Genomic DNA, 22,954 nt, shown 5'->3' on the forward strand with positions numbered 1-22,954 from the left:
ACGGCGAGCATGCGGTGCCATCGGCTGGCGTGGTGGTCCCCCGACCGTACGTCGGGTGGCCACGTCCGCCTAGCCGTCCACGACGAGGGCCCGGCCTGGTTCTGGTGTGGCCTGGTGGCCATCGGGGAGCCCACGGTGCTGGTCACCGACCACGCTGTACCGCCACCCCGGTCGTCCGGCCTGGAGGTGCGGTCGTCTGGCCTGTGGGCCGAGGTGGTGGTGGAGGAGCCCGGTCTCCACGTAAGTGTTGGCCTTGAGGCCTTCGGTGTGGCCGTCGCCGATCCGGAGGACGCCTGGCGGGGCGGAACCGACCACCAGTTTCGGGGCGACCGCCTCGCCGTCGGCCTTGACCTGGGCGGTGAAGCAGTCGGCGAACTACCGGCCGGAGACTCCGTGCCCTGTCGGGTGGTCGGCGAGGTCCTGATTGCTGAGCGGGCAATCCCTGTGGACGGCTGGGGGTGGTGGGACTACCAGAATGCAGGCGGAGACCCGTGGTCCGGACCGTGGACCAGCGTGCGGGCGCGCCTCGACGACGGCACGTGGTGGGCCGGCGGAGCGATCTCCACGGGAGAACCGGTGGGTCGGGCACCGGTACTGGTCGCTGACAGTGGTCGCCCTGCTATTCATGTCGACCGGACGCTGGGCCCGGTGGCCATCGACGGCCGTCCGGGGTTCGGGTGGGTCGAGACGATGGTTCCCGTCCCGGACGGGCTACCTCAATCTCCGGCCTGAAACCGATCCCGAGCGAGGCGGTCGACGGCGAGGACGACGACCAGGGACAGGGTGGCGAGCAGTGTCGGCCCCACTAGGCCGTCGGCGGCTTCCGGCCAACCCAGGGCGGTACCGGCCACTGCCTCCTCAGCATGGCGGCTGATTACGCCGACCCCGTGGGGCCATGGCCAGAGGACCCGGAGCGAACCCACCAGCAGGCCGACCATCACGGCTAGCACGTCGTCATGCCATCGGGCCAGTAGGCGGGCCAGCAGCGTCGAGAAGCAGGCCAGCCCGACGATGGCCCCAGCGCCGAAGACTGCTGCATCGGCCACCATTCGGTCGTCGACTACCTGGATCATGGTGCCGTACATGCCCACCATGAGAAGGAGGAATGAGCCGGAGATACCTGGGAGCACCATGGCGCATATGGCCACGGCTCCCGAGGCGAACAGGACCACGGGGGAGGGATCGATAACCGGGGCACCCTTCAGCCCGAGAACTGCGAAAAGGACTATTCCGATGAAAACCACGGTGGTCGCACGGAGTCTGGTCCACGCCACGTCCCGGCGGGCGATGAGGATCGAGGCCAACACGAGGCCGGTGAACAGGCCGGCCATCGACTCCGGATGGTCGACCAGCGCCTGCTCTATCACACCGGCCAACACGGCGACGGCGGTCAGCAGACCAGTCAAAAGGGGCAACACGAATCCCCACGGAACCTCTGCCGACCGGCGGGCCGCGCCCCGCATGTCGCCGCGGACCAGGCATCCCAGGGCACGGGCCCCGGTGTGCACGGCCCCGATCAGCCGGTCGTAGATGCCGAGTAGTAGGGCGACGGTGCCACCCGAGACCCCGGGAACCACGTCGGCGGCTCCCATGAAGGCCCCCCGAACCACCTGGAGGGCGGCCCGGAGGAGGCGGCCCTGCGCCCCGGGCGCCGGCATCAGCCCTCCCGCTCCGGGGAGCTCGTCGGAGCGACGACCAGGTACGAGGCCAGACGCTCCACCATGGTCTCGGGCAATCTCACGGGCCGTCCACTGATGCCGGTAACCGCGGCCACCACCTCCTGGGTGGCCAGGACCTCGTCACCCCGCATGATGCGCTGTCCCCACCGCGACGAGGCACGGCGGATCTCGATGACTTCCGTCTCGACGACCAGGGCGTCCCCGCCCACAGCGGAGGCCAGGAACCTTGTGGCGATCTGGGTGACCACGAAACGGAAGCCCTCGTCCTCCAAGTCATGGAGGCCGAGGCCCACCTCGTCCAGCAGCTCCACCCGCCCCGTCTCGAACAACTGCACGTAGACGCTGTGGTTGAGGTGTCCGTACGGGTCGAGCTCGTAGAAGCGGACCTTCACGGGGTGGCGGTGGGGCACGGCGGCGACGCTAGCCGGGGCGGCATTGGGCAACCGGCCGGTGCCGGGGCCTCCCCTGCCGGGTCGTTCAGGTGGCCGGCGTTACCCTCGGCCGATGGCCGACACCGCGACACCACAGGGCATCGAGCTGTTCTCCGAGGCCTTCGATCCTGCTCCGGGCTGGTCCCCTAGGGACCCCGCCGTCCTGCTGGTATCCGGTGCCGACTCCCACTGCACCCGATGGACGCCGGAACTCATCGGTCCTCTGGTGGACCACGGCTTCCGGGTGGTTCGCTATGACCACCGGGACTGGGGCCTGTCTACCAAGGTTTCGTCCGACGTGGGCTACACCCTCGACGACCTGGCCGATGACGCCCTGGCCGTCCTCGACGAGCACGGGATCGACCAGGCCCACGTGGTTGGTCGATCGATGGGCGGCATGGTGGCGCAGGTCCTGGCTCTCGACCATCCCGGCCGGGTGAACACCCTCACGCTGGTGTCCTCGACGCCCGGCCTGGGCGATGACCGCCTTCCGTCGGCCGCTAACTGGCTAGTCGACCGGATGGCCGAGCGGCTGTTCGCCCCGCCGCCCACCACCCCGCAGCAGCGGGCGGCCTGGGTGGTAGAGATGGACGAGATGTTTGCCGGGACTCGCTACCCGGTGGCCACCGGAGACCGGCTCCGGGTGGCTATAGACGAGGTGGAGCGGTACTGGTACCCGGAATCGGGGCACGGTCCAGCGGTCAACTCCTCGTCTTCGCGCCTGGACCGGCTAGGGGAGGTGGCGGTGCCCACCCTCGTTGTGCACGGGACCACCGATCCAGTCTTCCCAGTGGAACATGCCCTGGCTCTGGCCGATGGAATTCCGGGGTCTGAGCTGTGGCTGGTCGAGGGCCTAGGCCACGAGTTTCCGGACGGGCTGGTTCCCGACCTCTTGCCCCGCCTACTAGCCCACCTACGTCGGGCCTGACCGGGCCGGGGAGGCCCCGAACCCGTGTTGCCAACCGGTGGCGTTCCAAGCTGCCGGGAGGTTCGGCTAGTGCTGGCCGGTCAGGGCCCGGTTCTTGACCTTGGCCTTCATGTAGTCGCGGTTCATGAAGGCTATGAAGTCCAGGGAGATCTCCTTGGGGCAGGCCTCGGAGCACTCGCCGTGGTTGGTACATGAGCCGAAGAACTCTTCCATGGCCTCCACCATGGACTCGGTCCGGCTCCACCGCTCCGCCTGACCCTGGGGCAGCAGGCCGAGATGGCCGACCTTGGCCGAGGTAAAAAGCTGGGCGGCCGAGTTGGGGCAGGCGGCCACGCAGGCCCCGCAGCCAATACAGGCTGCGGCGTCGAAGGCCTGGTCGGCGGCCGCCTTGGGAACCGGGGTCAAGTTGGCGTCCGACGCCGCTCCCGTGTTCACCGAGATGAACCCCCCGGCTTCAATGATCCGGTCCAGCGGTGAGCGGTCAACGGCCAGATCGCGTACCACGGGGAAGCCGGCGGCCCGGAACGGCTCGATAACGATCTCGTCGCCGTCCCGGAATTCCCTCATGTGGAGCTGGCAGGTGGCGGTGGCCTTCTGCGGGCCGTGGGCCCGACCGTTGATCATCACGCCGCAGGTTCCGCAGATGCCCTCCCGGCAGTCGCTCTCGAAGGCCACTGGCTCCCGGCCGGAGTCGTTGAGTTGTTCGTTCAACAGGTCGAGCATCTCCAGGAACGAAGCGTCGGTGCTGATGGCCTGGTGGTGGGTCTCGAATCGGCCCGCGACGTTGGGGCCCTCCTGGCGCCACACCTTCAGGGTGACGTTGATGGTCTCGCCGCGTCCTCCGGACATGTCGGGCTCCCCTTCCGGCTCCGCAGCCCTACTTGTAGGAGCGCTGTGCCAGCGCCACGTTCTCAAAGACCAGCTCCTCGCGGTGGCGGGTCTGGGCGGTGCCGTCACCGTTCCACTCCCACGCCGCCACATGGGCAAAGTTCTCGTCGTCGCGCTGGGCCTCGCCCTCCGCCGTCTGGTGCTCCTCCCGGAAATGGCCGCCGCACGACTCCCTACGTTCCAGGGCATCCCGGGCCATCAGCTCGGCCAGGTCGAAGAAGTCGGCTACCCGCCCGGCCTTCTCCAGTGACTGGTTGAGTGTCTCGGCACTGCCCAAGACCCGCACGTCGCGGTGGAACTCGTCGCGGAGCGCCGGGATCTCGGTCAGGGCCTTCTCCAAGCCGGATCGGTTGCGCTCCATGCCGATGTACTCCCAGACGATCCGACCCAGTTCTCGGTGGAAGTGGTCGACGGATTGGGTTCCGTTGATGGACAACCAGCGCTTCTGCTCGTCCTCCACCCCCCGGACTGCCTCGGCGAACACCGGGTCATCGGTGGGCACCGCTGCTTCGCCCAGCAGGCCTGCTAAGTCGTCGCCGATGGTGTACGGGAGCACGAAGTAACCGTCGGCTAGGCCCTGCATGAGGGCGCTGGCCCCCAGCCGGTTGGCACCATGGTCGGAGAAGTTGGCCTCGCCGATGCAGTACAGCCCGGGCACCGTAGTCATCAGGTGGTAGTCCACCCAGAGGCCGCCCATCGTGTAGTGGATGGCCGGGTAGATACGCATGGGTTGCTCGTACGGATTCTCACCGGTGATCCGGTGGTACATGTCGAACAGGTTCCCGTACTTGGCCGAGATGGCTTCCAGGCCGTCACGGGCGATGGCCGCGGCGAAGTCCAGGTACACGCCATTCTTCAGCGGGCCGACGCCGCGCCCTTCGTCACACACTGTCTTAGCGTTGCGGGACGCTACGTCTCGGGGCACCAGGTTGCCGAAGGCCGGGTACTTACGCTCCAGGTAGTAGTCGCGCTCAACTTCCGGGATGTCACCTGCCGACCGGGCGTCGTCGAACGCCGTGGGGACCCAGATCCGGCCGTCATTGCGGAGCGACTCGGACATCAGGGTTAGCTTCGACTGGAAGTCGTCGCTGACCGGGATGCACGTCGGGTGGATCTGCGTGTAGCAGGGGTTGGCGAAGAAGGCTCCCTGCTTGTGGGCTCTCCAGGCCGCAGTGACGTTGCACATCATGGCGTTGGTGGACAGGAAGTAGACGTTGCCGTAGCCGCCGGTCGCCAGCACCACGGCGTGGGCCGAATGCGGGGTGACCTCGCCGGACAGCAGGTCGCGGGTAACGATCCCGCAGGCCCGGCCGTCTTTCCTGACCACCTCAAGCAATTCGGAGCGGCTGTGTAGTTCCACGGTCCCCGCCGCCACCTGGCGCATCAGGGCCGAGTAGGCACCGATCAGGAGTTGTTGGCCGGTCTGGCCACGAGCGTAGAAGGTACGCGACACCTGGGCTCCGCCGAACGACCGGTTGTCCAGTAGGCCCCCGTAGTCACGGGCGAACGGGACGCCCTGGGCAGTGGCCTGGTCGATAATGTCGACCGAGACTTCGGCCAGGCGGTGGACGTTGGCCTCGCGGGACCGGTAGTCGCCGCCCTTGACGGTGTCGTAGAAGAGGCGGTGGACCGAGTCACCGTCGTTGGGGTAGTTCTTGGCTGCGTTGATTCCACCCTGGGCGGCGATGCTGTGGGCCCGCCGGGGACTGTCGTGGAAGGTGAAAGCCTTGACCCGGTAGCCCAGCTCGCCCAGCGAGGCGGCGGCCGAGGCGCCAGCCAGGCCGGTGCCGACCACGATGACGTCGAACCGACGCTTGTTGTTGGGGTTGACCAGCTTCATGGAGAACTTGTGGTTCTGCCACTTGTCGGCGATGGCGCCGGCGGGGACCTTGGCGTCCAAGGCCGGGCTGGAGGCTGGGGAGGGTGAGTTCACGGCGGCGTCCTCCTAGTGGCCCGCGGCCTGGTCTGCCAGGCAAGCGTTGCCCTCGACCTCGCCAACAGGACAGGTCCGCCCGTCCTCGTCAATGAGCCCGGCTTGGGCCAGGAGAGGGAAGCTCAGGTTCCCGACCAGGATCAGGCCGGCCACCCCAGAGGCCAGAGCACGTCGCAGGTGGTTGTAGCGCGGGTTGTTGACCCCCAGGCTCTGGAACATTGACCAGGCGCCGTGGAAGATATGCCACGCCAGGGCGATGTTGGCCACTACGTAGATCACGGCCACCGGAAGGTTGCCCAGAGACTCGGAGACGTTGTGGTACGGGTCGCCGGGGACGAAGTCGTCCCCTAGCCACCAGCCCCAGGTCAGGTCAGCTAGGTGGTAGAGAACGAACAGGGCGATGATCGGTCCGGTCCAGCGCATGGTCCGGCTGGCGTACGTGGCGGCCACGTGGTCCCGACCACCCTCGTACATTTTGGCGCCGCTGATCCGGCCGGCCTTTTCGCTGGCCTTGCCGCTTATCCGGCTGAGGGTGATGGCCGAGTGGAGGTGGAGCACGAACATGCCCAGGAGCCCTAACCGGAGGAGCCAGAGAATGGCGCCCTGCGGAACCAGGCCTCCGCCCAGGGTGCGTAGCGACTCAGCGTATTCGTGCATGCGGGCCGGGCCCTCGTACACGTGGAGGTTGCCGACCATGTGGGCGAGGACGAAGGCGATAAGCCCTAGGCCGGTGACTGCCATGACCCACTTGCGGCCCACGGCCGACTGGTAAAGGTTCAGTGGGAACGGCCACTCGCGCCCACGGGAACGCACCGGAGCCACGCGGTAACGCTGTCCGGTGGTCTGTGCCATGGGGCCCTCCTCGGCCGTCTCGCCCCGACCGGTGGGCGGTAGTCGGGACGGGCGCAGGCTGCAGGGTAGCGCAAGGCAGATGGGACGTTTCCGGGGTTATCTCCCGTCTAGATGGCCGATTCCGGGTATCGAGGGCCGTGGCCCGTCCTTATCCCGCGGCTGTCGGTCAGCCGGCGCCGATGCGTCCGGAGTAGTGGTTGGCCATCGCTCCGGGGCCGGCGGATTCCGCGCCGACACCGTCTACCGGGTGGACAAGATGCAGGGCCAGGTCGACAGGGCCGGTGGCGTCACCGAGCGGGTATTCGACGGTGCCGACCAGGGTGACCGAGTCGGCCTCGACCGGGCCACCCCACGACCAGGACTCCTCCTTCCCGGCCACGGTCAAGACAGCGTCGACCCGGACGTGGTTCAGCGGGACCCGGCCGTCATGGACTACCACGACCCGGAAGCGAAGCGTGGACCGTGGGGCAATGTCTGACAGCGGCGGGTCGGCCACCACAATGGTGGTCGCGCAGGCGGCGGCTACTTGGTCGTAAGCGGGCTTGGGCGACCGCTGGTGGTCGAGAAGCGAGCCGGAGACGGCCGGAGCGACGTCCAGCAGGCGGTCTAGGGCGAAACCGCCGGTAGGCCGGTACTTGCGGATGCGCAAGGCCTCCACCTGGATCCGCAGCAGCTCGGCCTGGTGGCGCCTGGTGGCTGCCGCCCACGACCCAGGATCCTCGTAGTCAGCTGGTGGGAAGCGACGCACCAGCACGTCGACTTCGGCCCCGTACACGGCGGATAGGCGCTCCTGGTCAACGTCAGGCCAGGTGGCCGGGTCCAGTGTTCCGTCAGACAGGGCCGGCGATTCCTCGGGAACCGACTGGGATCCGAACGCCGACACGAACCGGCCCGCACGGGGAATCCGGTCCAGGTAGGCGGCCAGGTCAGCACGTCGTCCGCTGTACCAGCCGAACCACAGATGGCTGTTGGCGTCGTCCAGCCGGGGGAGGTTGGGAAGCACCCCGGAGTGGCTGACTACCGGCCGTGACGGGTCAGCCTGGTCGAGGGCCCGGCGGACCGTCCGGTCGAGCACCGTGCGGTTCCAGGTCGGCTTCTGCTGGTCCAGCAGCCGGGGGGCGGCCCGGGTCCTGTCGACCGGGTCGGGACCGTCGTGCCCGCACCACACGACGACCGAGGGATGGTGTCCCAGGAGGTCGACCATCTCCCGGGCCTGGCGGGCCGCCTGGCCGCGGACGTCACGGTGGTAGCCGCCCCGGAGGGGCATGTCCTGCCAGAGCAGCATCCCGGCCCGATCGGCCGCCTCATAGAGGGCGGGTGCCGAGACGTGGCCGGCCACTCGCACCAGGTTCAGGCCGGCGGCGGCGGCCCGCTGGAGGTCGGCTTCAGCCCCCTTGGTGGTTACCGCGACCAGACCGCGAGCCAGCGGGGGCACGATGGCACCCCGGAGGAACAGCCGTTCGTCGTTTACCCGCCAGACGTGGTCACGCATCCGGACAGAGCGGAAGCCCACCGTGCGGATCGCAGTGTCACTCACGAGTCCGTCGACGGTGGCCACGTCGAGGGTTAGCTCGCACAGGGGCTGGTCACCTAGCTCGGCGGGCCACCAAAGCGGGGGACGGGGCACCCGGACCGACCACTCCACGCGGTTCTCGCCCCCGGCCAGGGGCTGCCCGTGGCGATGGTCGATGCCCAGGACACGGGTCCGGAACACGACCGGGCGGGGCCGGTCGGTGTGGACCACGGCCCGGATCGCCAGGGTGGCCACGTTCTCGGTGGCCCGGGTGCAGACCACCCGGAGGTGGCGTAGGGGGACGGGTCCAGTCTCCCGGAGGCGGACGGACCGCCAGATGCCTCCCGGATTCCACCCGCCGGGCTCGCCCTGGGTGGCTCCGGTCAGGGTCCGTTTCTCTTCGGGGTTGCCAACCGGTGGGCAGGTCACCTCGACGGCTAGCAGGTGGTCGGAGCGTCGGCGGGCCTCCTCGGTGACCTCTAGGGCGTGGGGGACGAAGTAGCCCTCGGTCGGACCCAGGTAGGAGCCGTCCAACCAGACGTCGCCCTGGTAGGCCACGCCGTCCAGTTCCAGAAAGAGGCGGCGATCAGGGTGGGGGGAGTCGGCCGTAAACCTGGTCCGGAACAGGAGCGGGCCGTCCGAGCCGGAAAAGTTCGGGTGGTCAGCCCAATGTCCAGGGACCTCCACCTCAGGCCAGTCGCTGTCGTCCAGGTTGTCGTCGGGGAAGGTACGGCGCAGGAGGTCATCGGCAACCTGTGCCCTCCACGGCCCGGAGAGGTCCATAGCGCCGACGCTACCGTCGGTGGTCCGGCCGCCGAGCTAGGCCAGCAGGGAGGCCGCGACTGGGTTGTGGCTAGGGTTCCGGCCATCACCGAACTACCGGGCGAAGAGACCGGGGTAGGTGATCCACGGCCGGAGTGATGGCCAACGAGGCAGAGATGGTCCTCGAGGGTCTCCACCTCGCCAGGTTCTGAACAGGCAGACCTCGGGGCCCGGTACCGCTAACGGAACTGACTGGTAATCCCGATCGGGTCAGAGCCCGGTTACGGTCGGCGAGTCAGGACGCCGGTGTCAAAGACCACCCGGTCACCGACCCGGGTCTGGAACAGCACTGTGTCGCCGTCGGGCCCGTCGACTTCCCAGGCGTGGATGTCCAGTATCTCCCCGGGTACGACCGGCGACTTGAACCGGCCGCCTAGACCAGCGAAGCGGTCCGGATCGGAGTCGCATACGGCGTGGAGTAGGGCCCGTCCGGTGAACCCGTAGGTGCACAGGCCGTGGAGGATCGGCCGGTCGAAGCCTGCGCCGGCAGCGAATGTGGGGTCGGAGTGCAGTGGGTTGCGGTCTCCGCTGAGCCGGTAGAGCAGGGCCTGATCGGTTCGGGTGGCGTACGTGACGACGTGGTCAGGCTCACGGTCCGGAGCCTCCCAGGTGCTGGCCGGACCCCGATCCCCACCCCAGCCGCCCTCGCCGCCCAGGAAGAGGCCGGCCCGGGTGGACCACAGTGGGTTTCCCTCGGGATCGGTAACGTCGGTCTCCAGGTACACGAGGGCCGCTTTGCCCTTGTCCCAGATGTCACCGACCCGACCGGTGGCGATTCCCGAACCCGAGGCGGGCATTTCCCGGTAGCAGGTGATCGCCTGCTCGGCATGGAGCAGGAACATCGGGTTGAAGTCGCCAAAGTCCGGGGTCCGTCCTCCACCGATGACCACACACTGGGTGGGGAAGGCCCGCTGGACAATGCCATCCGAGTTCTCGGTCGTGAACTCCAGCTCGAAGCCGGTGGGATTGGTGGTCCCCGCTCCGACGCCCAGGGCATACAGCAGGCTCTGTTTGGAGGTCCACGAGATCTCAGTGGGCTCGCCAACCGAACCGGCGGCGTCGGGGTTGATGGGCATCGGGCGCTCCCGTTCTGGTGTCGGGTCGTCGGGGTGACGGCTCGCTCGACGCTACGGGAGGGTCCACCGATCGGCCCAACCGCGTCGTACCAGTGGCCGGGCGTTCTCCATTACCAACGAGGACCTTGGTGACTAGGTGGTCGACTTCGTGGAACACCGGCGAACGGTGAGCCAGACCCATTGATCGAGGGACCGCCGGAAAACCTCCGATTTCCCTTGCAATTCAGGGAATCACAGTGATGTAATTCCACTGCTGGTATTAAAACGTGGCCTTTCCCCGACCGGAGGAGGGGCGGACCGGCGGAAAGGTGGACGGTTCGATGGGGATCATCGCGAAGCCTGATCTGGACACCGGCTGGAAGGACCTCTCCAACTGCCTGGGTGTGGACCCGGACCTCTTCTTCCCCGAGCGCGGGGCGAGTACCCGCGAGGCCAAGGAGGTCTGCCGGGGTTGCGAGGTGCGCATCGACTGCCTTGAGTACGCCCTCCAAAACGGCGAGAAGTTCGGAATCTGGGGCGGAATGAGCGAGCGCGAGCGGCGACGCATCCGTCGCCAGCGGGCCCTGGATCGCCAGGCGGCAGTCCGCGCTGTCGAGGCTGGCTGACGGATCCGGGAATGGGGCCCTCGCCCGTAGGACTCCTTGCCAGCCTGTTTCCCGATCTCGCCGTTGGATAGGGTGTTGCCATGAACACCCTCGCTGTCATCGGAACCCAGGAACTCCTCATCGTGGCCATCATCGGCCTGGTCCTGTTCGGTGGTAGCCAGCTCCCGAAGTTGGCTCGCAACCTGGGACGGGCTCAGAAGGAACTCCAGAAGGGGCTTGCTGAGGGCCAGGCGGACGCCAGTTCCGGGGACGACGACGAGGCCTCCTGACCCGGGAACCGTTCGCGTCGGGGACCCGGCCCAGGCGGACGATCAGGCCGGCCGGGCACAACAGACCCGACGGTACACTCCGGGCCTATGAGCAACTTCTCCGAGGAACTCGCGCCGCAGCCGCCGATCGGTGATGTCAAGGTTGTCTACCTCGGACCGGCTGCTCCGCACTGGGAGGTCCGGTCGAGTTTCGGCGATCCGCACCTGATCGAGTCCTTCCGGGACCGGGTGCACGCGCGCCTGATGCTCCTCCCGCCCCATGACCCTCAGTTTCGGCGCAACCGGGAGCGCATCAACCGCGACGCCGAGCGCGAGAACGTCCTCATCTCCTGGGACCTCGGCTATGACGAGGAGGACGCGGTGGCTGCCGGGGCCTAACTCCGGCTCGCCGAAACGCGACAACGACCCCGACGCCTGAATCGTCGGGGCCGCTGCCGGAACGGGGCGTGGAGGGGTCGCCCCTGGGGGATCAGGCGGCTACGGCCACCAGATCGTCCTTCTGGCGGCCCGCGTGGATCGCCGCTCGGCGTTCCTTCAGGATTCGGCGCCGCTGGCGTTCTGAGCAGCCTCCCCACACGCCGTGTTCGACGCGGTTGGTGAGGGCGTACTCGAGGCACGGCGCTGTGACGGTGCACCCGGCACAGACCTGCTTAGCAATCTCGACGCCGATGCCGTCGTGGGGGAAGAAAACTTCGGGGTTGCTATTGGCACAACTACCCCGGGTCATCCAGGTGGTTTCCATGGTCGGTATCTCTCCTGCTTTTTGGACCGTCGTACGGTCGGTCCGGTGGGCCGCTCCGCCCCTGATGCCCTATTTCTCTCACACGGGGCCGAAAGCCTCCGTAAAGGCCAGAAGCCGTCCGTCGGACCGGGAGATCGGGGGTCAGCGGGCGTCCAACGCCCCGTTACCCCCCGGATGGGGGTTACCTAGAAATGTCACCCGATAGCCGAATACCGGGCGGGTGGACCTCGTAGGCTTCGAAGGACCGGTTGGCTTGTCGCCGCACCGTCCGTTCGCTGATGACCGACTCTCCCACCGCCCTCTCCGGACACGCAGACAACCGCTCGGGGATGTCCACATCGGTCCGTGCCCTGCTCGTCCTGGCCCTTCTCTACCTATTCCTGACCGGGGTCGAGTTGTTAGGAGGTGGCTTCAAGTACCTCGGCAAGGACCTGGTCGATGGCCTGTTTGAGGGTGTGTCTAATCCGCTCGGTGGCTTCTTCGTTGGTCTCCTGGCGACCATCCTCGTCCAGTCCTCGTCGGTCTCGACCTCGGTGATCGTGAGCTTGGTGGCCAGTGGTGTGGTCGGGGTCGACGAAGCGGTACCGATGGTCATGGGCGCCAATGTGGGTACGACTGTCACGGCCGTGTTGGTGTCCCTCGCCCACATGAGGCGTGCCCAAGAGTTCCGACGGGCCTTCGCAGCCGCCACGGTCCACGACTTCTTCAACGTCCTGGCCGTGCTCGTGTTTTTGCCGTTCGAGATAGCCACCAACTACCTGTCCCGAACCGCCGGATGGATCACCGACCAGGTCATTGGCAGTTCGGGTGCGAGCTTCAGGAGCCCCCTCAAGCAGGCAGTCAAGATGCCTGCCGGTTGGGTCAAGGACCTGTTGGCCGACCTCGGCGCACACGGCGACGTCCTTGGTGGTTTCCTCATCGTCATCGGGGTGGCGTTCATCTTTGTGGCGTTGGCTTTCATTACGAAGAACATGCGACTGCTGGTAGCCGACCGGGTCGAGGCCGCCATCAACCGGGCCCTCGGTGCCGGTTCCGGCATGGTGGCCATCCTTATCGGAGCGATCATCACGATCTCGGTGCAGTCGTCGTCGATCACGACGTCCGTGCTCGTACCACTCGCCGCTTCAGGGGTTCTGACCCTCGAGAACATCTACCCGGTGACCCTTGGGGCCAACGTTGGTACCACGGTCACCGCACTGTTGGCCTCGCTGGCCACTGGGAGTCCGGCTGCCGTCACGGTGGCGATCGTGCACACGCTGTTCAACCTGAGCGGGATCATGGTCTTTTACCCGATTCAGGCCCTTCGACGCGTGCCGATACGTCTGGCAAGGGGCCTGGCGGACATCGCCATGGAACGGCGCATTATGGCCGTTGCCTACACGGTGGGTATGTTCGTGGTGGTGCCGCTTCTCGGCGTGGTGATCCTCCGATGAGACCTAAAACCGAACTTCTGACAAGGGGGCGACGCCCATGGTGATGAGTTTCTTCCGCCGCAGCGACGACAGCGGCCTCGGCCGCATTGAGGCGCAGGTCCAGCGCATGGTGACCGACGCCCGACACACGTTTGACTTGGCCATGAACGCCATCGCCGGTGGCTCGGTTGCCTCGGTGGCCGACGAGGTTCGTCGGACCGATCGCCAGATCAACGTCACCGAGATGGAGATCCGCCGCGAGTTGGTCGTGCACTTCTCGGTCCATGCCGGCGGCGATGCCACCGAGATGCTCGTGTTCATGAACATGATCAAGGACCTCGAACGGATCGGCGACTACAACAAGAACATCTTCGACCTGGCCGAGGAAGGGGTGTCGTTTGCTGAAGCCGATGATTTGGAGCGCATCCTGGGCTTCCGCGACGAGGTCTCGTCCCGCATCGCCCTGATGGGCGAGATTCTGACCGAGCGTGACGAGGAGCGGGCCCGGGCCTACATAGCCCGGGGGGACGAGCTACGCCGTGAGTTTGACGCCCTGGTGAGTGAGCTAGTCCACTCCACCGGCCCGGCCCTGTACGCGGTGCCCCGGGCGCTGCTCTACCGGTTCCTGAAGCGCGTGACCGCTCACTCCCTGAACGTGGTCAGTGCCGTGGTCATGCCAGTGGACCGGCTGGACTACTTCGACGAGGACGTCGAGGACCGGGACTGACTGTTCCGAGATCAACTGGTCCGGTGTCGGGCGACCAGCCCTAGGGTCGGTGACCATGCGCATCCTCGTTACCAACGACGACGGGATTTCCTCTCCGGGCCTTGGTGCCCTAGCCGGCGCGGTGGCCGCCGCCGGGCATCAGCCGGTAGTGGTCGCGCCGTCCACCGACTGGAGTGGCGCGTCGGCCTGTCTCGGTCCCATCGATGACCCTGGCCGGGTCGCGGTCGACGAGGTGAGAGTCGGTTTGCCAGACGGTGAGTCGTTGATCGGGTTCTCGGTGGCTGCGCCCCCAGCGCTGATCACCATGCTGGCCAGTTTGGGCGGATTCGGCGATCCACCCAAAGCGGTAGTAGCCGGCATCAACCGGGGACCCAATACCGGACGCTCAACCCTGTTCTCGGGAACCATTGGGGCCGTCCTGGCTGGTGAGCGCTTCGGCTGGTCAGGTTTGGCGGTCAGCCTGGACGTAGCCCCGTCCGGAAACGGCGACCTCGGGCCGTATCGCGAACCCCACTGGCAGTCGGCCGCCGATCTGGCCCAGACCATGGTGTCCTGGATAGTCGAGGCGCCACCCCGGACCGTGCTCAACCTCAACGTGCCGGACAGGCCGACGTCGGAAACCAGGGGCCTGCGGTGGGCCGACTTAGCACCAGTGGGAGGTGTGCGGACCGTTATCACCGGACAGGATGAGGTCGGCCTTCGCCTCGACCTGGTGGCCAACGACCTGCCGGTGCCCGAGGGTTCGGACAGCGACCTGCTGCGAAAAGGTTGGGCCACGGTTACTTCACTGGCGCCAACCCATGCCGCATCAGCGGACCTTCCGCTCGACGAGTGGGCGACAGGGTGGCGGGGCCGGCCGGATTCGGGCGGAGTCTCCGACTGAGGGCCCGGGTGGAGGATCAGCCGCGGTACCGGATTCGAGTCGCCGATGGGTGCTGCATCGGCTACCGCTACGAGAGGTAGTCCAGCCCCCACACCTAGGGTCGGGGCCCCGTAGCCTCCGAGCCGTGGACGGTGACGCATTGGGGGCAGGATCCTCTCCGGCTGACAGGCCCCGAATCACCGTTAGTCCTTTCACCCGCTTTGCCCGGACGCACGTGTTCGGGGCGGTGTCCGATGCCATGGTCGCTGTCGCCCTAGCGGGCTCGATCTTCTTCTCAATCGACCCGGATGCTGCCCGGTGGCGGGTGTCCCTCTACCTCGTACTAACCATTGCCCCCTTCGCCGTGGTCACCCCCCTGATTGGCCCGCTGGTCGACAGCGTGCGTGGAGGGCGGCGGGGGATGATCCTCCTCACCGTCCTGGGACGCGGCGTCGTTGCCTGGCAGATGGTTCTTCACCTGGACGGCCTGCTGCTGTTCCCGCTGGCCTTCGGGTTACTGGTTCTCCAGAAGGGCTACTCGGTGGCCAAGAGCGCGGTAGTACCGTCGCTGGTCCGTAACGACCTACAGCTGGTGGAGGCCAACGCCAAGCTGGCCCTCCTGAGCGCCGTGGGCAGCATGGTGGGCGCTGGGATCGGTGGTCTCGCCCTGCTGGTCGGGCCGACGGCTCCCGCCATGGTGGCCGTAGGGGCCTACGCCCTGACTCTGCTGTTCGCCCTCCGGCTCCCCAAGGTGGTGGTGGCGCCCGCTCCGGCCACGGCCGGCGAGCGGGCCGAGCTTAGGAAGCGGGGCATCCGGGCCGCTTCGGTAGCCATCGGGACATTCAGGGCCGTAGTCGGCTTCACCACATTTCTCTTGGCCTTCGAGTTCCGGGGCGGCGCGGAAGGGGTGCCGATTGACGGCGCGGGACGGGCGGCCGGGGCGTCCACCGGTCTGGTGCGGGGTCAGGATGTCCTAGGCAGCCCTGCCGCGCCAGCCTGGCACTTCGGCCTGGTGCTCCTTTCGGTGGGTGTCGGGGCGTTCCTGAGCGCCCGGTTGGCACCGGTGGTGCGACGGCGGCTGTCCGAGGAGCGGATCATCCTGAGTGTCCTGTTCCTTGGGTGTGCCGGCTCGGTACTCTCGGCCTGGTTGGGCGGCCTGCGTGGGGCGGTGGTCATCGGCGGGTTGGTGGCTTTCTGCAGCGGAACAGCCAAGTTGGCGTTCGACTCGTTGGTTCAACGCGACGCCCCGGGTGCCAACCACGGCCGGTCGTTCGCCCGCTTTGAGGGCCGATTCCAGCTGGTGTGGGCCGTGGGGGCCTTTCTGGCCGTCTTCCTCCCCCTCCAGGTGGAGCACGGATACAGCATGGTGGCCGTGGCCATTCTGGTCGCCCTCTGGTGGTTCCGTCAGGGGACCCGTCCGGCACCGCCGGTCGTCACCCCGGAGGACCCCGACCGGCCAGACGGGCAGTTGGGCTTCTGGCGGCGCGACACCTCCTGACCGTCTGGCTTTCGTCGGCGCGCCGCACCGCAACCGACCAGAGTCCGGTAAGCGGGCTAGCCGTTGTCGGGTAGGTCGATGCGGGCCAGCCAGAGGCCAGGAGCGTCGACCTCAGCCGGAGTGGGCAGGTGCCTCTTGTCTGACCACAACCGGGCCAGGCCGTCGGCCCCGTTGCGGTCCACCACACCATCCACAAAGGCTGTCCCCCGGTCGACCTGTTCCTGGGTGAGGTCGAGGCCCAGGATCCGTTCCACGAACCGGTCGGCCTCCCCGGTGCCGACCCGCCGTCGCCGGACAGCCTCAGTGACCTGGCGGTACGACCCGATGAGGCTGCCTCCGACGTCGTCCATCACGTGGTCCACATAGCCGATGACCAGGGCAACCAAGGCCTCCAGCCTGGGCAATAACTCCTCCTGTTCGGGGGAGCGGACTGCACCCAGCACCATCTCTGGGTCCAGCACCTCGTGGAGGCGGGCCAGGGCTTCGGGACCACCGGAGAGGTCCACGTCGCCTAACCGCTCCTGGAGCTCCGACGGGTCGTTGCGGAACGCCCCGGCGTGCCGGGACAGCAGGTCAACGAGGACGGCCCGTAAGTGGGGGACACCGAGTACCGCGTGGTGGGCGACCTCGTGGAGGCAGATCCAGAGCCGGAGGTCCTCGGCGGGGAGGCTCCAGTCGTCAGCAAACGCGGCCACGTTAGGGGCCACAACCAGGATCTCGTCCCCTTCCCGGGGGATGGGGAGGTCGTAGGAGCCGAGGTTCCGGGTGGCTAGCCGTCCGACCATGGTCCCGGTGGTGACGGAGGCCATCAGAGGGGCCATAGCGGCCACCAGGCCGGACAGCCAGTCTGCCGACGGGTGGGTCGTGGGGTCGTCGGACACCACCTCGATACCTCCTGGGCCGAATGCTGACAGGCCGGCCGCCGGATCGTCAGGCACCTCTGTCATGCGGGCCAGGTAGGGGCGGTAGGCGTCGACGGAGGCCGAGGCCCAACCGGCCCGGGTAACTGGTCGGACGCCCAAGGTTCCCGAACGGGACACCGTTAGGCCGGTTCGGTCGGCGACGTTGAGTTCGGCCACCCGGACCAGCGACTCGTACTCCATACGGACCACAGGTTCCACGTTCGGCTCGCTGGTCCCTTCGGAGGCGACGGCCATGGCTATTTGGCGGGCCGGATCCTGTCCACCGGAGCCGCCCATACTGGGGAGGCCTGGTATACCGCTGCCGGGTGTTACACCGAAGGCCTGGAAGAGCGCGGCGAAAGGATCGGCGTCGCCGCCGGGGCGGTCCCGGTCGTCGGGAGGTTGTGGTGGATCCTCGGGGCTCACACGGGCACTCTATGGCGATGGAGTCAGCGCATTTCCTGCGGGTAGGAGCCCAGCCGGCGGGTCTGGAGGGGCCCGGTAGTCGGGCCCTCGGAGGCCTCCGATGAGGGTCGTCGTCACGGGCTCCACCGGCGCCGTCGGGCGCCGGGTCTGTGCCCGCCTGGCCGCTACCGGGCACGACGTCTTGGGGTTGGACCGTCGCTCCAGCGTTCCGCCCGCTCCCGGAGTGGAGATCCGGCTGGTGGACCTGGCGGTGGCCGACTTACGTAATCTCCTGGTCGAGGCTGACACCGTCGTCCACCTGGCGTCCGGGGTGACGGCGGCTGATCTGGGAGTCAACACCGGCCACGACCGGTTGGCCGTTATGGAGCGCCTCTTGGCTGCGGCGGCCGACGTGGGGGTTGAGCACCTGGTGGTGAGGTCCTCGGCCATGGTCTACGGCGCCTGGCCGGACAACCCGGTGCCGCTGACCGAGGACGCGCCGGTGCGGCCGTGCCCCGACTTCCTGTTTGCTGTGCACCGGGCCCGTCTAGAGGAGATGGCCACAGCGTGGGCCGACGGGGGCGGACAAGGTTCCGGTGCCGGTTCGTCGGGCTCGCGAATCCTGACCGTGCTACGACCGGCGGTGACGGTCGCCGAGGAACGCCCCGGGGGCCTAGCCAGCGTGGTGGGAGCCGCAGCGTCGATCCGCAGCGACGAGGGAGAACCCCTCGGCCAGTTTTTGCACAGCGACGACTTGGCCGATGCTGCGGTGTGCGCAGTAGAGGCCCGTCACAACGGCCCGCTGAACGTGGCACCAGACGGCTGGATCGGTGTCGACGTGATGGCCGAGTTGGGAGGGCCGGGTCCGCGCCTGCGCCTTCCGGGCCGCCTGGCTGTGCTGGTGGGCCGGGTGCTGTTTGCTGTCGGCCTCTCGCCGGCACCCCCTGGGGTCTTCCCATACTCGGTGCACCCGTGGGTGGTGTCCAACGACCGCCTACGCGACCTGGGGTGGGAGCCGTCGCACTCCAACGAGGAGGCCTACGTGGCCGGGCATGAGCCGGGGATCCTGGACCGGATGGACGCCCGGGCCCGCCAGCAGGCGTCGCTGGTTGGGGCGGGGATCCTGGCCGTGGGACTGGTCTGGCTGCTGTTGCGGTTGGCACGCGGCCGGTCGGTCGATCGGCGAAGGTGACGTCGTCACCGGGTGGGCCGACGGTACCGGAGGCTTCCGGACAGGACTGGACGCTGCGACCTGCCGGTCCGTTGGGCACCGTACGATTGCGCCCCATGACAGCAAACCCGGGCAGGTCCGACGAGACGGATCCCGAGACCCGGTTGGAACTCACAGCGGACCCACTACCGGTTGAAGGGTTGATCCGCTGGGTCGCCCGACCCGACTGCGGTGCGGTGCTCGTGTTCTGCGGAAACGCACGCGACCACGCCGAGGGTCGCCCCGGGGTGACGGCCCTGGAATACGAGGCCTACGACGCCCAGGTAGTCCCTCGCCTGGGACGGATCGCCGACGAGGCTCGCCGGCGGTGGCCGGACCTGGGCCGTGTAGCCCTAGTTCACCGGACCGGTCCGTTGGAGGTTGGTGAGGCCGCCGTAGTGGTGGCCGTGTCATCACCCCACCGGGACACGGCGTTTGAGGCTGGGCGCTGGTGCATCGACACGCTCAAGGCCACCGTTCCGATCTGGAAGAGCGAAACGTGGGACGGTGGCGAGAGCTGGGGGACGGACGCCCAGCACATTGTCGACGTCGAGGGGTCAAACGGCCCGGTCGGCGGGGTGGCACAGTGAACCCGGCCGTCCTATTCCTGATCGGGGGGGCTGGCCTGGCGGTCGTGCTCTCGATCGTGGTGTGGCTGTTCAGCCGGCCACGGACCACGGTCGAAGACCCCAACGAGTTGCGGCGCACGCTGCGGTCCCTGCGGTCGTCGTCGCCGGGCTCCGCGACGCCGGTACACGGCGACGGTGGCCTCCGCGTCCTGGGCCGGGAGGACTGGGATGCCCAACCGGGTCGGCCTGAAGACCAGCGGGACGGCTAGGAACCCTTCGTGGCACGGGACTTGGCGATCGACCTGGGGACGGCCAACACGCTGGTCTACGCCCGCGGAGAGGGGGTGGTGCTGGCCGAGCCGTCGGTGATCGCCATCAACGAGCGGACGGGTGACGTCCTGGCCATGGGTGACGAGGCCTGGCACATGATCGGGAGGACCCCGGAGCACGTTGTGGCCAAGCGGCCACTACGCAAGGGGGCCATCACCGAGTTCGAGGTCACCCAGCGGATGGTCCGTCTACTGCTGGAACGGGTCGGTGTGAGCCGTTTTAACCGTCCCAAGGTGTTGGTCTGCGTGCCGTCGGCCATCACCGCCGTGGAGCGTCGGGCGGTGACCGAGGCGGCCCGAAAGGCCGGGGCCGCCGATGCGCAGCTAATCGAACAGCCGATGGCGGCGGCCATCGGCGCCAACCTCCCGATCAGTGAGCCGGTGGGGAACATGGTGGTCGACATCGGTGGGGGAACCTCGGAGTCGGCCTTGCTCTCGCTAGGGGGCGTAGTGGCTCTCGAGGCGGTCCGGGTCGGCTCCTTCGACATCGACGCCGCCATCCAGGCCTACGTGCGCCGCGAGTACGGGCTGGCCATAGGTGAGCGCACCGCCGAGGAGATCAAGTGGCACATTGGCTCAGCGGCTCCTACTCCGGACGAGGGGCGGGCCGAAGTGAAGGGTCGCGAGCTCATGAGCGGCCTTCCCAAGACGGTGATCTTGACGCCAGCGGAAATCCGCATAGCCATCGACGAGCCGGTGTCGGCCATAGTGGAGTCCGTGGTGGCCTGCCTGGCCCAGGCGCCGGCCGAACTGGCTCAGGACCTACTGGCCCAGGGCATCTGCCTAGTAGGAGGCGGGAGCCTCCTGCAGGGGCTCGACACCCGTCTGTCGGAAGAGACCGGCGTCCCGGTGGTTCCGGTGGCCACGCCGATGGAGTGCGTAGTGATGGGAGCCGGCCAGTGCATCGAGTCATTCGAGGCGATGCGGGCCATGTTCATGGAGGGCCGTCGCTAGGAATCCCCGGTCGGTGGCCCTTCCGGCTCGACGCCCAGGAGGTCCTCGGCGGCCTGCCGGACCTGCCAATCCCGATCGTTGAGGGCAGACCGAAGGGCGGCCTCCACGTCATCCCCTTCGAAGGAAGCCAGGGCCAGGACGGCGCGTCGCCGGACGGTCGGACGGTCCGAGAGCCCGGCTAGGACGGACGCCCGTCCGCCCGCATGCCCGACGGCGCCGAGGGCGGCCACTGCGGCCTCGCGGCACAGAGAATCGTCGTGGCCGTCGGCCGGTTTGGACGTCCCGGCAACGACGGAGAGAGGACCGACCGTGTGGTCAGACCACTCCGGGTGTTCGCCGGCCGCCCAGCAGGCCACCTCGACCACCGACCGGTCGCCGTCAGCTAGCAGAGCCACGAGGGCCTCCCGGTGAACGTCGCTGCCGGGAGCCCGCCCGGCAAGGACCTCGAGAGCCCGTCGCCGAACCGCGGGATCGGGGTCCGTGAGGCCGTTGGCCAACTCGGGATCGCGGAGGCCGTCGGTCGTCCGGTCCCCCGCCATGCGGTGGAGAGCACCCAGGGCGGCCGCCCGCACCACGGGCTCCGGATCGGACAGCAGGGCACGAGCTCCAGCAGGGTCTCCGTGGTGCCCGGCCAGGACGGCCCGGCGCCGCCGGATCGCCACCTCCGCGTCGGGGGCGGCACCGTGGTGAACGTGACGGCCACTCGGGATCCGGTCGTCCGGACCGGCTGAGGCCACGGTCAGCCGATGGCCTGCTCGAGGAGGAACCCGGAAAGGAACACCACGAGGCCGATGATCGTGGCGGTGGCCACCCCAGCAACCACCACGAAGACGGTCAGCAAGACCAACGAACGAAGCCGGTGCCACCAGCGGATATGGGCCCGACGGCCGGTGACCACCCGTCGGGGCGGCTGGAACCAGACGCCCAGGCGGGCCCCGGGACTCCACGGTCGGTCCACAGCGAACTCCAGGTCCCCCGAGGGGGGAATCTGCGACCGGCGGGCCAGCAGGAGGCGAACCGTTGGCCGGTCGGGGAGACCGGAGCCGTACCGAAGTCCGATGCTCGATCGGGTCGTGTCCGTGGCAGGCTGGGCCGCCACCGGCGAGAACCGGCGGATCGCCCCGTAGCCGACGGCGCCCAGGACCAGCACCATCAACGACCAGGACACGAACACCGGGGTCGGGATCGACCCGTCCAGCGGCGGGAACGGCAACTCCACGACGAGCAACCTACCCGTGAAGAGCCCCGCGGACGGGGGCGGTGCACGGCGCCCACGGATGCTGGTCGGGTTCCTGGTACTCCTCGGGGTGGCCGCCGCCCTGCTCCTGACGTTCGTGCGGCTGCCCTATTTCGTGTTCAGCCCCGGGTCCGTTCAGTCGCTGAGCGACCGGGTGGTCGTCACCGTGGGCCAGCGTTTCGAGCCGGTCGGCGAGGTGTACTTCACCACGGTCCGACAGGACTCCACGGTCAACGGCTGGGAGTACCTGGAGGCCCGGATCAGGGGTTCGTTGACCTTGCTCGAGGAGGATCTGGTCCTCGGCGATCGGACCCGAAACGAGAATCGGGCCTTCAACCTGGACCTGATGCGGGTATCCAAGTCGACGGCAGTGGCCGCCGCCCTTCGCCACCTGGGGGTCGACCCATACGAGGCCACCGGAGTGGGCCTGGCCCAGGTAACAGGACCCTCCATCGGGCTGCTGACCACCGACGACGTGATCGTGGCCGTGGACGGCGAGCCGATCCGGGTCGTCAAGGACCTTGTGGCGGGCATCGGGACGCACCACCCCGGGGACGTGGTGGCTCTGGAAGTGGAACCGGTCCGGGGTGGACCGTCCCGGACTGTCAAGGTTGTCCTGGGGGCCCGTGAGGACGATCCGTCGATTGGCTTCCTGGGGGTAGTCCCCCAGACCCGGTGGGAGGACGTGGAGGGCCTCCCCATCGACGTGCGCGTGAACACCGGCCGGGTGGGCGGCAATTCGGCCGGCCTGGCCCTTGCCCTGTCCATCCTGGACCTGGTGACGCCCGGCGAGTTGACCGGGGGCCTACGGGTGGCGTCGACGGGGACCATTGACATCGACGGCAACGTGGGCCCGATCGGCGGGATCATCCAGAAGGTGGTGGCGGCCCGGGAGGCGGGGATCGACCTTTTGCTGGTGCCGACGGGCGAGTTGACCGACGCCCGACACCACGCCGGGGACCTGGCCGTCGAGGGAGTGGACAACCTGGCCGACGCCTTGGCCGCCTTAGCCCGCCACGGGGGTCACACCACCGACCTGGCGCTTCCGTGAGGCAAGGCGTCATCGGGCTTCCACAACACATACCGGGGGGCATGGCAGATCCGTCCCCGT

Annotated in this window: 24 protein-coding genes and 1 pseudogene; 14 read left to right on the plus strand and 11 right to left on the minus strand. The window is 68.1% G+C overall.

Annotated elements, in window-relative coordinates:
- Positions 1–9: 9 nt before the first annotated feature.
- The gene (locus tag MK181_01200; GenBank protein ID MCH2418409.1) at positions 10–732 is read left to right on the plus strand and encodes a hypothetical protein; all 723 of its coding nucleotides are present in this window, start codon (positions 10–12) and stop codon (positions 730–732) included.
- On the opposite strand, the gene MK181_01205 is transcribed toward MK181_01200, so the two are convergent.
- A complete protein-coding gene (locus tag MK181_01205) occupies positions 717–1,658 on the minus strand; it encodes a DUF368 domain-containing protein (GenBank protein MCH2418410.1) in 942 nt (313 codons plus the stop codon). The two genes, MK181_01200 and MK181_01205, sit on opposite strands and share 16 nt — an antisense overlap.
- Positions 1,658–2,089, minus strand: coding sequence for an acyl-CoA thioesterase (locus tag MK181_01210; GenBank protein ID MCH2418411.1), 432 nt, complete (start codon positions 2,087–2,089; stop codon positions 1,658–1,660). Before MK181_01210 ends, MK181_01205 begins: the two co-directional genes overlap by 1 nt.
- A 94-nt stretch (positions 2,090–2,183) precedes the next feature.
- On the opposite strand from MK181_01210, the gene MK181_01215 reads away from it, so the two are divergent.
- A complete protein-coding gene (locus tag MK181_01215; GenBank protein ID MCH2418412.1) occupies positions 2,184–3,038 on the plus strand; it encodes an alpha/beta fold hydrolase in 855 nt (284 codons plus the stop codon).
- Between the two features lie 66 nt (positions 3,039–3,104).
- Here the strand turns inward: MK181_01215 and MK181_01220 are convergent, their stop codons facing one another.
- The 5 genes from MK181_01220 to MK181_01240 form a co-directional block, all read right to left on the minus strand.
- Complete coding sequence (locus MK181_01220; GenBank protein MCH2418413.1) at positions 3,105–3,887, minus strand: succinate dehydrogenase/fumarate reductase iron-sulfur subunit; 783 nt, start codon at positions 3,885–3,887, stop codon at positions 3,105–3,107.
- 28 nt (positions 3,888–3,915) lie between these two features.
- Positions 3,916–5,859 (minus strand): fumarate reductase/succinate dehydrogenase flavoprotein subunit, encoded by a 1,944-nt coding sequence (locus MK181_01225; GenBank protein MCH2418414.1) that lies wholly within the window; start codon positions 5,857–5,859, stop codon positions 3,916–3,918.
- A 12-nt stretch (positions 5,860–5,871) separates the two neighbouring features.
- Complete coding sequence (locus MK181_01230; GenBank protein ID MCH2418415.1) at positions 5,872–6,711, minus strand: succinate dehydrogenase cytochrome b subunit; 840 nt, start codon at positions 6,709–6,711, stop codon at positions 5,872–5,874.
- A gap of 166 nt (positions 6,712–6,877) precedes the next feature.
- Positions 6,878–9,007, minus strand: coding sequence for a hypothetical protein (locus MK181_01235; protein ID MCH2418416.1), 2,130 nt, complete (start codon positions 9,005–9,007; stop codon positions 6,878–6,880).
- A 260-nt stretch (positions 9,008–9,267) separates the two neighbouring features.
- The gene (locus MK181_01240; GenBank protein ID MCH2418417.1) at positions 9,268–10,122 is read right to left on the minus strand and encodes an enoyl-CoA hydratase; all 855 of its coding nucleotides are present in this window, start codon (positions 10,120–10,122) and stop codon (positions 9,268–9,270) included.
- Positions 10,123–10,442: 320 nt separating this feature from the next.
- Here MK181_01240 and MK181_01245 point away from each other — a divergent pair, with 320 nt between their 5' ends.
- The 3 genes from MK181_01245 (at position 10,443) to MK181_01255 (ending at position 11,374) form a co-directional block, all read left to right on the plus strand.
- Positions 10,443–10,727 (plus strand): WhiB family transcriptional regulator, encoded by a 285-nt coding sequence (locus tag MK181_01245; GenBank protein ID MCH2418418.1) that lies wholly within the window; start codon positions 10,443–10,445, stop codon positions 10,725–10,727.
- Positions 10,728–10,807: 80 nt separating this feature from the next.
- Positions 10,808–10,996, plus strand: a complete 189-nt coding sequence (locus MK181_01250; protein ID MCH2418419.1) for a twin-arginine translocase TatA/TatE family subunit — start codon at positions 10,808–10,810, stop codon at positions 10,994–10,996.
- Positions 10,997–11,083: 87 nt separating this feature from the next.
- Positions 11,084–11,374: a hypothetical protein gene (locus MK181_01255; protein MCH2418420.1), complete on the plus strand. Its 291-nt coding sequence runs from the start codon at positions 11,084–11,086 to the stop codon at positions 11,372–11,374.
- A gap of 91 nt (positions 11,375–11,465) precedes the next feature.
- Here MK181_01255 and MK181_01260 read toward each other — a convergent pair whose 3' ends face one another.
- Entirely contained in the window at positions 11,466–11,738 is a 273-nt protein-coding gene (locus MK181_01260) for a WhiB family transcriptional regulator (GenBank protein MCH2418421.1), read from the minus strand.
- Positions 11,739–12,016: 278 nt separating this feature from the next.
- Here MK181_01260 and MK181_01265 point away from each other — a divergent pair, with 278 nt between their 5' ends.
- From MK181_01265 to MK181_01280, 4 genes are all read left to right on the plus strand, one after another.
- A complete protein-coding gene (locus MK181_01265) occupies positions 12,017–13,171 on the plus strand; it encodes a Na/Pi symporter (GenBank protein MCH2418422.1) in 1,155 nt (384 codons plus the stop codon).
- Between the two features lie 37 nt (positions 13,172–13,208).
- Positions 13,209–13,877 carry a hypothetical protein gene (locus MK181_01270; protein ID MCH2418423.1) on the plus strand — a complete coding sequence of 223 codons (669 nt, stop codon included), beginning with the start codon at positions 13,209–13,211 and terminating at the stop codon, positions 13,875–13,877.
- A gap of 55 nt (positions 13,878–13,932) precedes the next feature.
- Positions 13,933–14,760 (plus strand): hypothetical protein, encoded by an 828-nt coding sequence (locus tag MK181_01275; protein ID MCH2418424.1) that lies wholly within the window; start codon positions 13,933–13,935, stop codon positions 14,758–14,760.
- Positions 14,761–14,884: 124 nt separating this feature from the next.
- On the plus strand, positions 14,885–16,237 hold the full coding sequence (locus MK181_01280) for a hypothetical protein (protein MCH2418425.1): 1,353 nt from the start codon (positions 14,885–14,887) through the stop codon (positions 16,235–16,237).
- 56 nt (positions 16,238–16,293) lie between these two features.
- Here the strand turns inward: MK181_01280 and MK181_01285 are convergent, their stop codons facing one another.
- Positions 16,294–17,565 (minus strand): zinc-dependent metalloprotease, encoded by a 1,272-nt coding sequence (locus MK181_01285; protein MCH2418426.1) that lies wholly within the window; start codon positions 17,563–17,565, stop codon positions 16,294–16,296.
- A 100-nt stretch (positions 17,566–17,665) separates the two neighbouring features.
- Between MK181_01285 and MK181_01290 the strand changes: the two are divergent.
- From MK181_01290 to MK181_01305, 4 genes and pseudogenes are all read left to right on the plus strand, one after another.
- A pseudogene (locus MK181_01290) lies at positions 17,666–18,292 on the plus strand (NAD-dependent epimerase/dehydratase family protein).
- A gap of 539 nt (positions 18,293–18,831) precedes the next feature.
- The gene (locus MK181_01295; GenBank protein ID MCH2418427.1) at positions 18,832–19,344 is read left to right on the plus strand and encodes a molybdenum cofactor biosynthesis protein MoaE; all 513 of its coding nucleotides are present in this window, start codon (positions 18,832–18,834) and stop codon (positions 19,342–19,344) included.
- On the plus strand, positions 19,341–19,592 hold the full coding sequence (locus MK181_01300; GenBank protein ID MCH2418428.1) for a hypothetical protein: 252 nt from the start codon (positions 19,341–19,343) through the stop codon (positions 19,590–19,592). Before MK181_01295 ends, MK181_01300 begins: the two co-directional genes overlap by 4 nt.
- A 9-nt stretch (positions 19,593–19,601) precedes the next feature.
- Positions 19,602–20,606 carry a rod shape-determining protein gene (locus tag MK181_01305; GenBank protein MCH2418429.1) on the plus strand — a complete coding sequence of 335 codons (1,005 nt, stop codon included), beginning with the start codon at positions 19,602–19,604 and terminating at the stop codon, positions 20,604–20,606.
- On the opposite strand, the gene MK181_01310 is transcribed toward MK181_01305, so the two are convergent.
- Entirely contained in the window at positions 20,603–21,343 is a 741-nt protein-coding gene (locus tag MK181_01310; protein MCH2418430.1) for a HEAT repeat domain-containing protein, read from the minus strand. The two genes, MK181_01305 and MK181_01310, sit on opposite strands and share 4 nt — an antisense overlap.
- A gap of 2 nt (positions 21,344–21,345) precedes the next feature.
- Positions 21,346–21,825, minus strand: a complete 480-nt coding sequence (locus MK181_01315) for a hypothetical protein (protein ID MCH2418431.1) — start codon at positions 21,823–21,825, stop codon at positions 21,346–21,348.
- A gap of 16 nt (positions 21,826–21,841) precedes the next feature.
- Here MK181_01315 and MK181_01320 point away from each other — a divergent pair, with 16 nt between their 5' ends.
- Entirely contained in the window at positions 21,842–22,894 is a 1,053-nt protein-coding gene (locus MK181_01320; protein ID MCH2418432.1) for a hypothetical protein, read from the plus strand.
- Positions 22,895–22,954 lie beyond the last annotated feature (60 nt).

The sequence above is a fragment of the Acidimicrobiales bacterium genome (assembly GCA_022452035.1).
Lineage (GTDB): Bacteria > Actinomycetota > Acidimicrobiia > Acidimicrobiales > MedAcidi-G1 > UBA9410.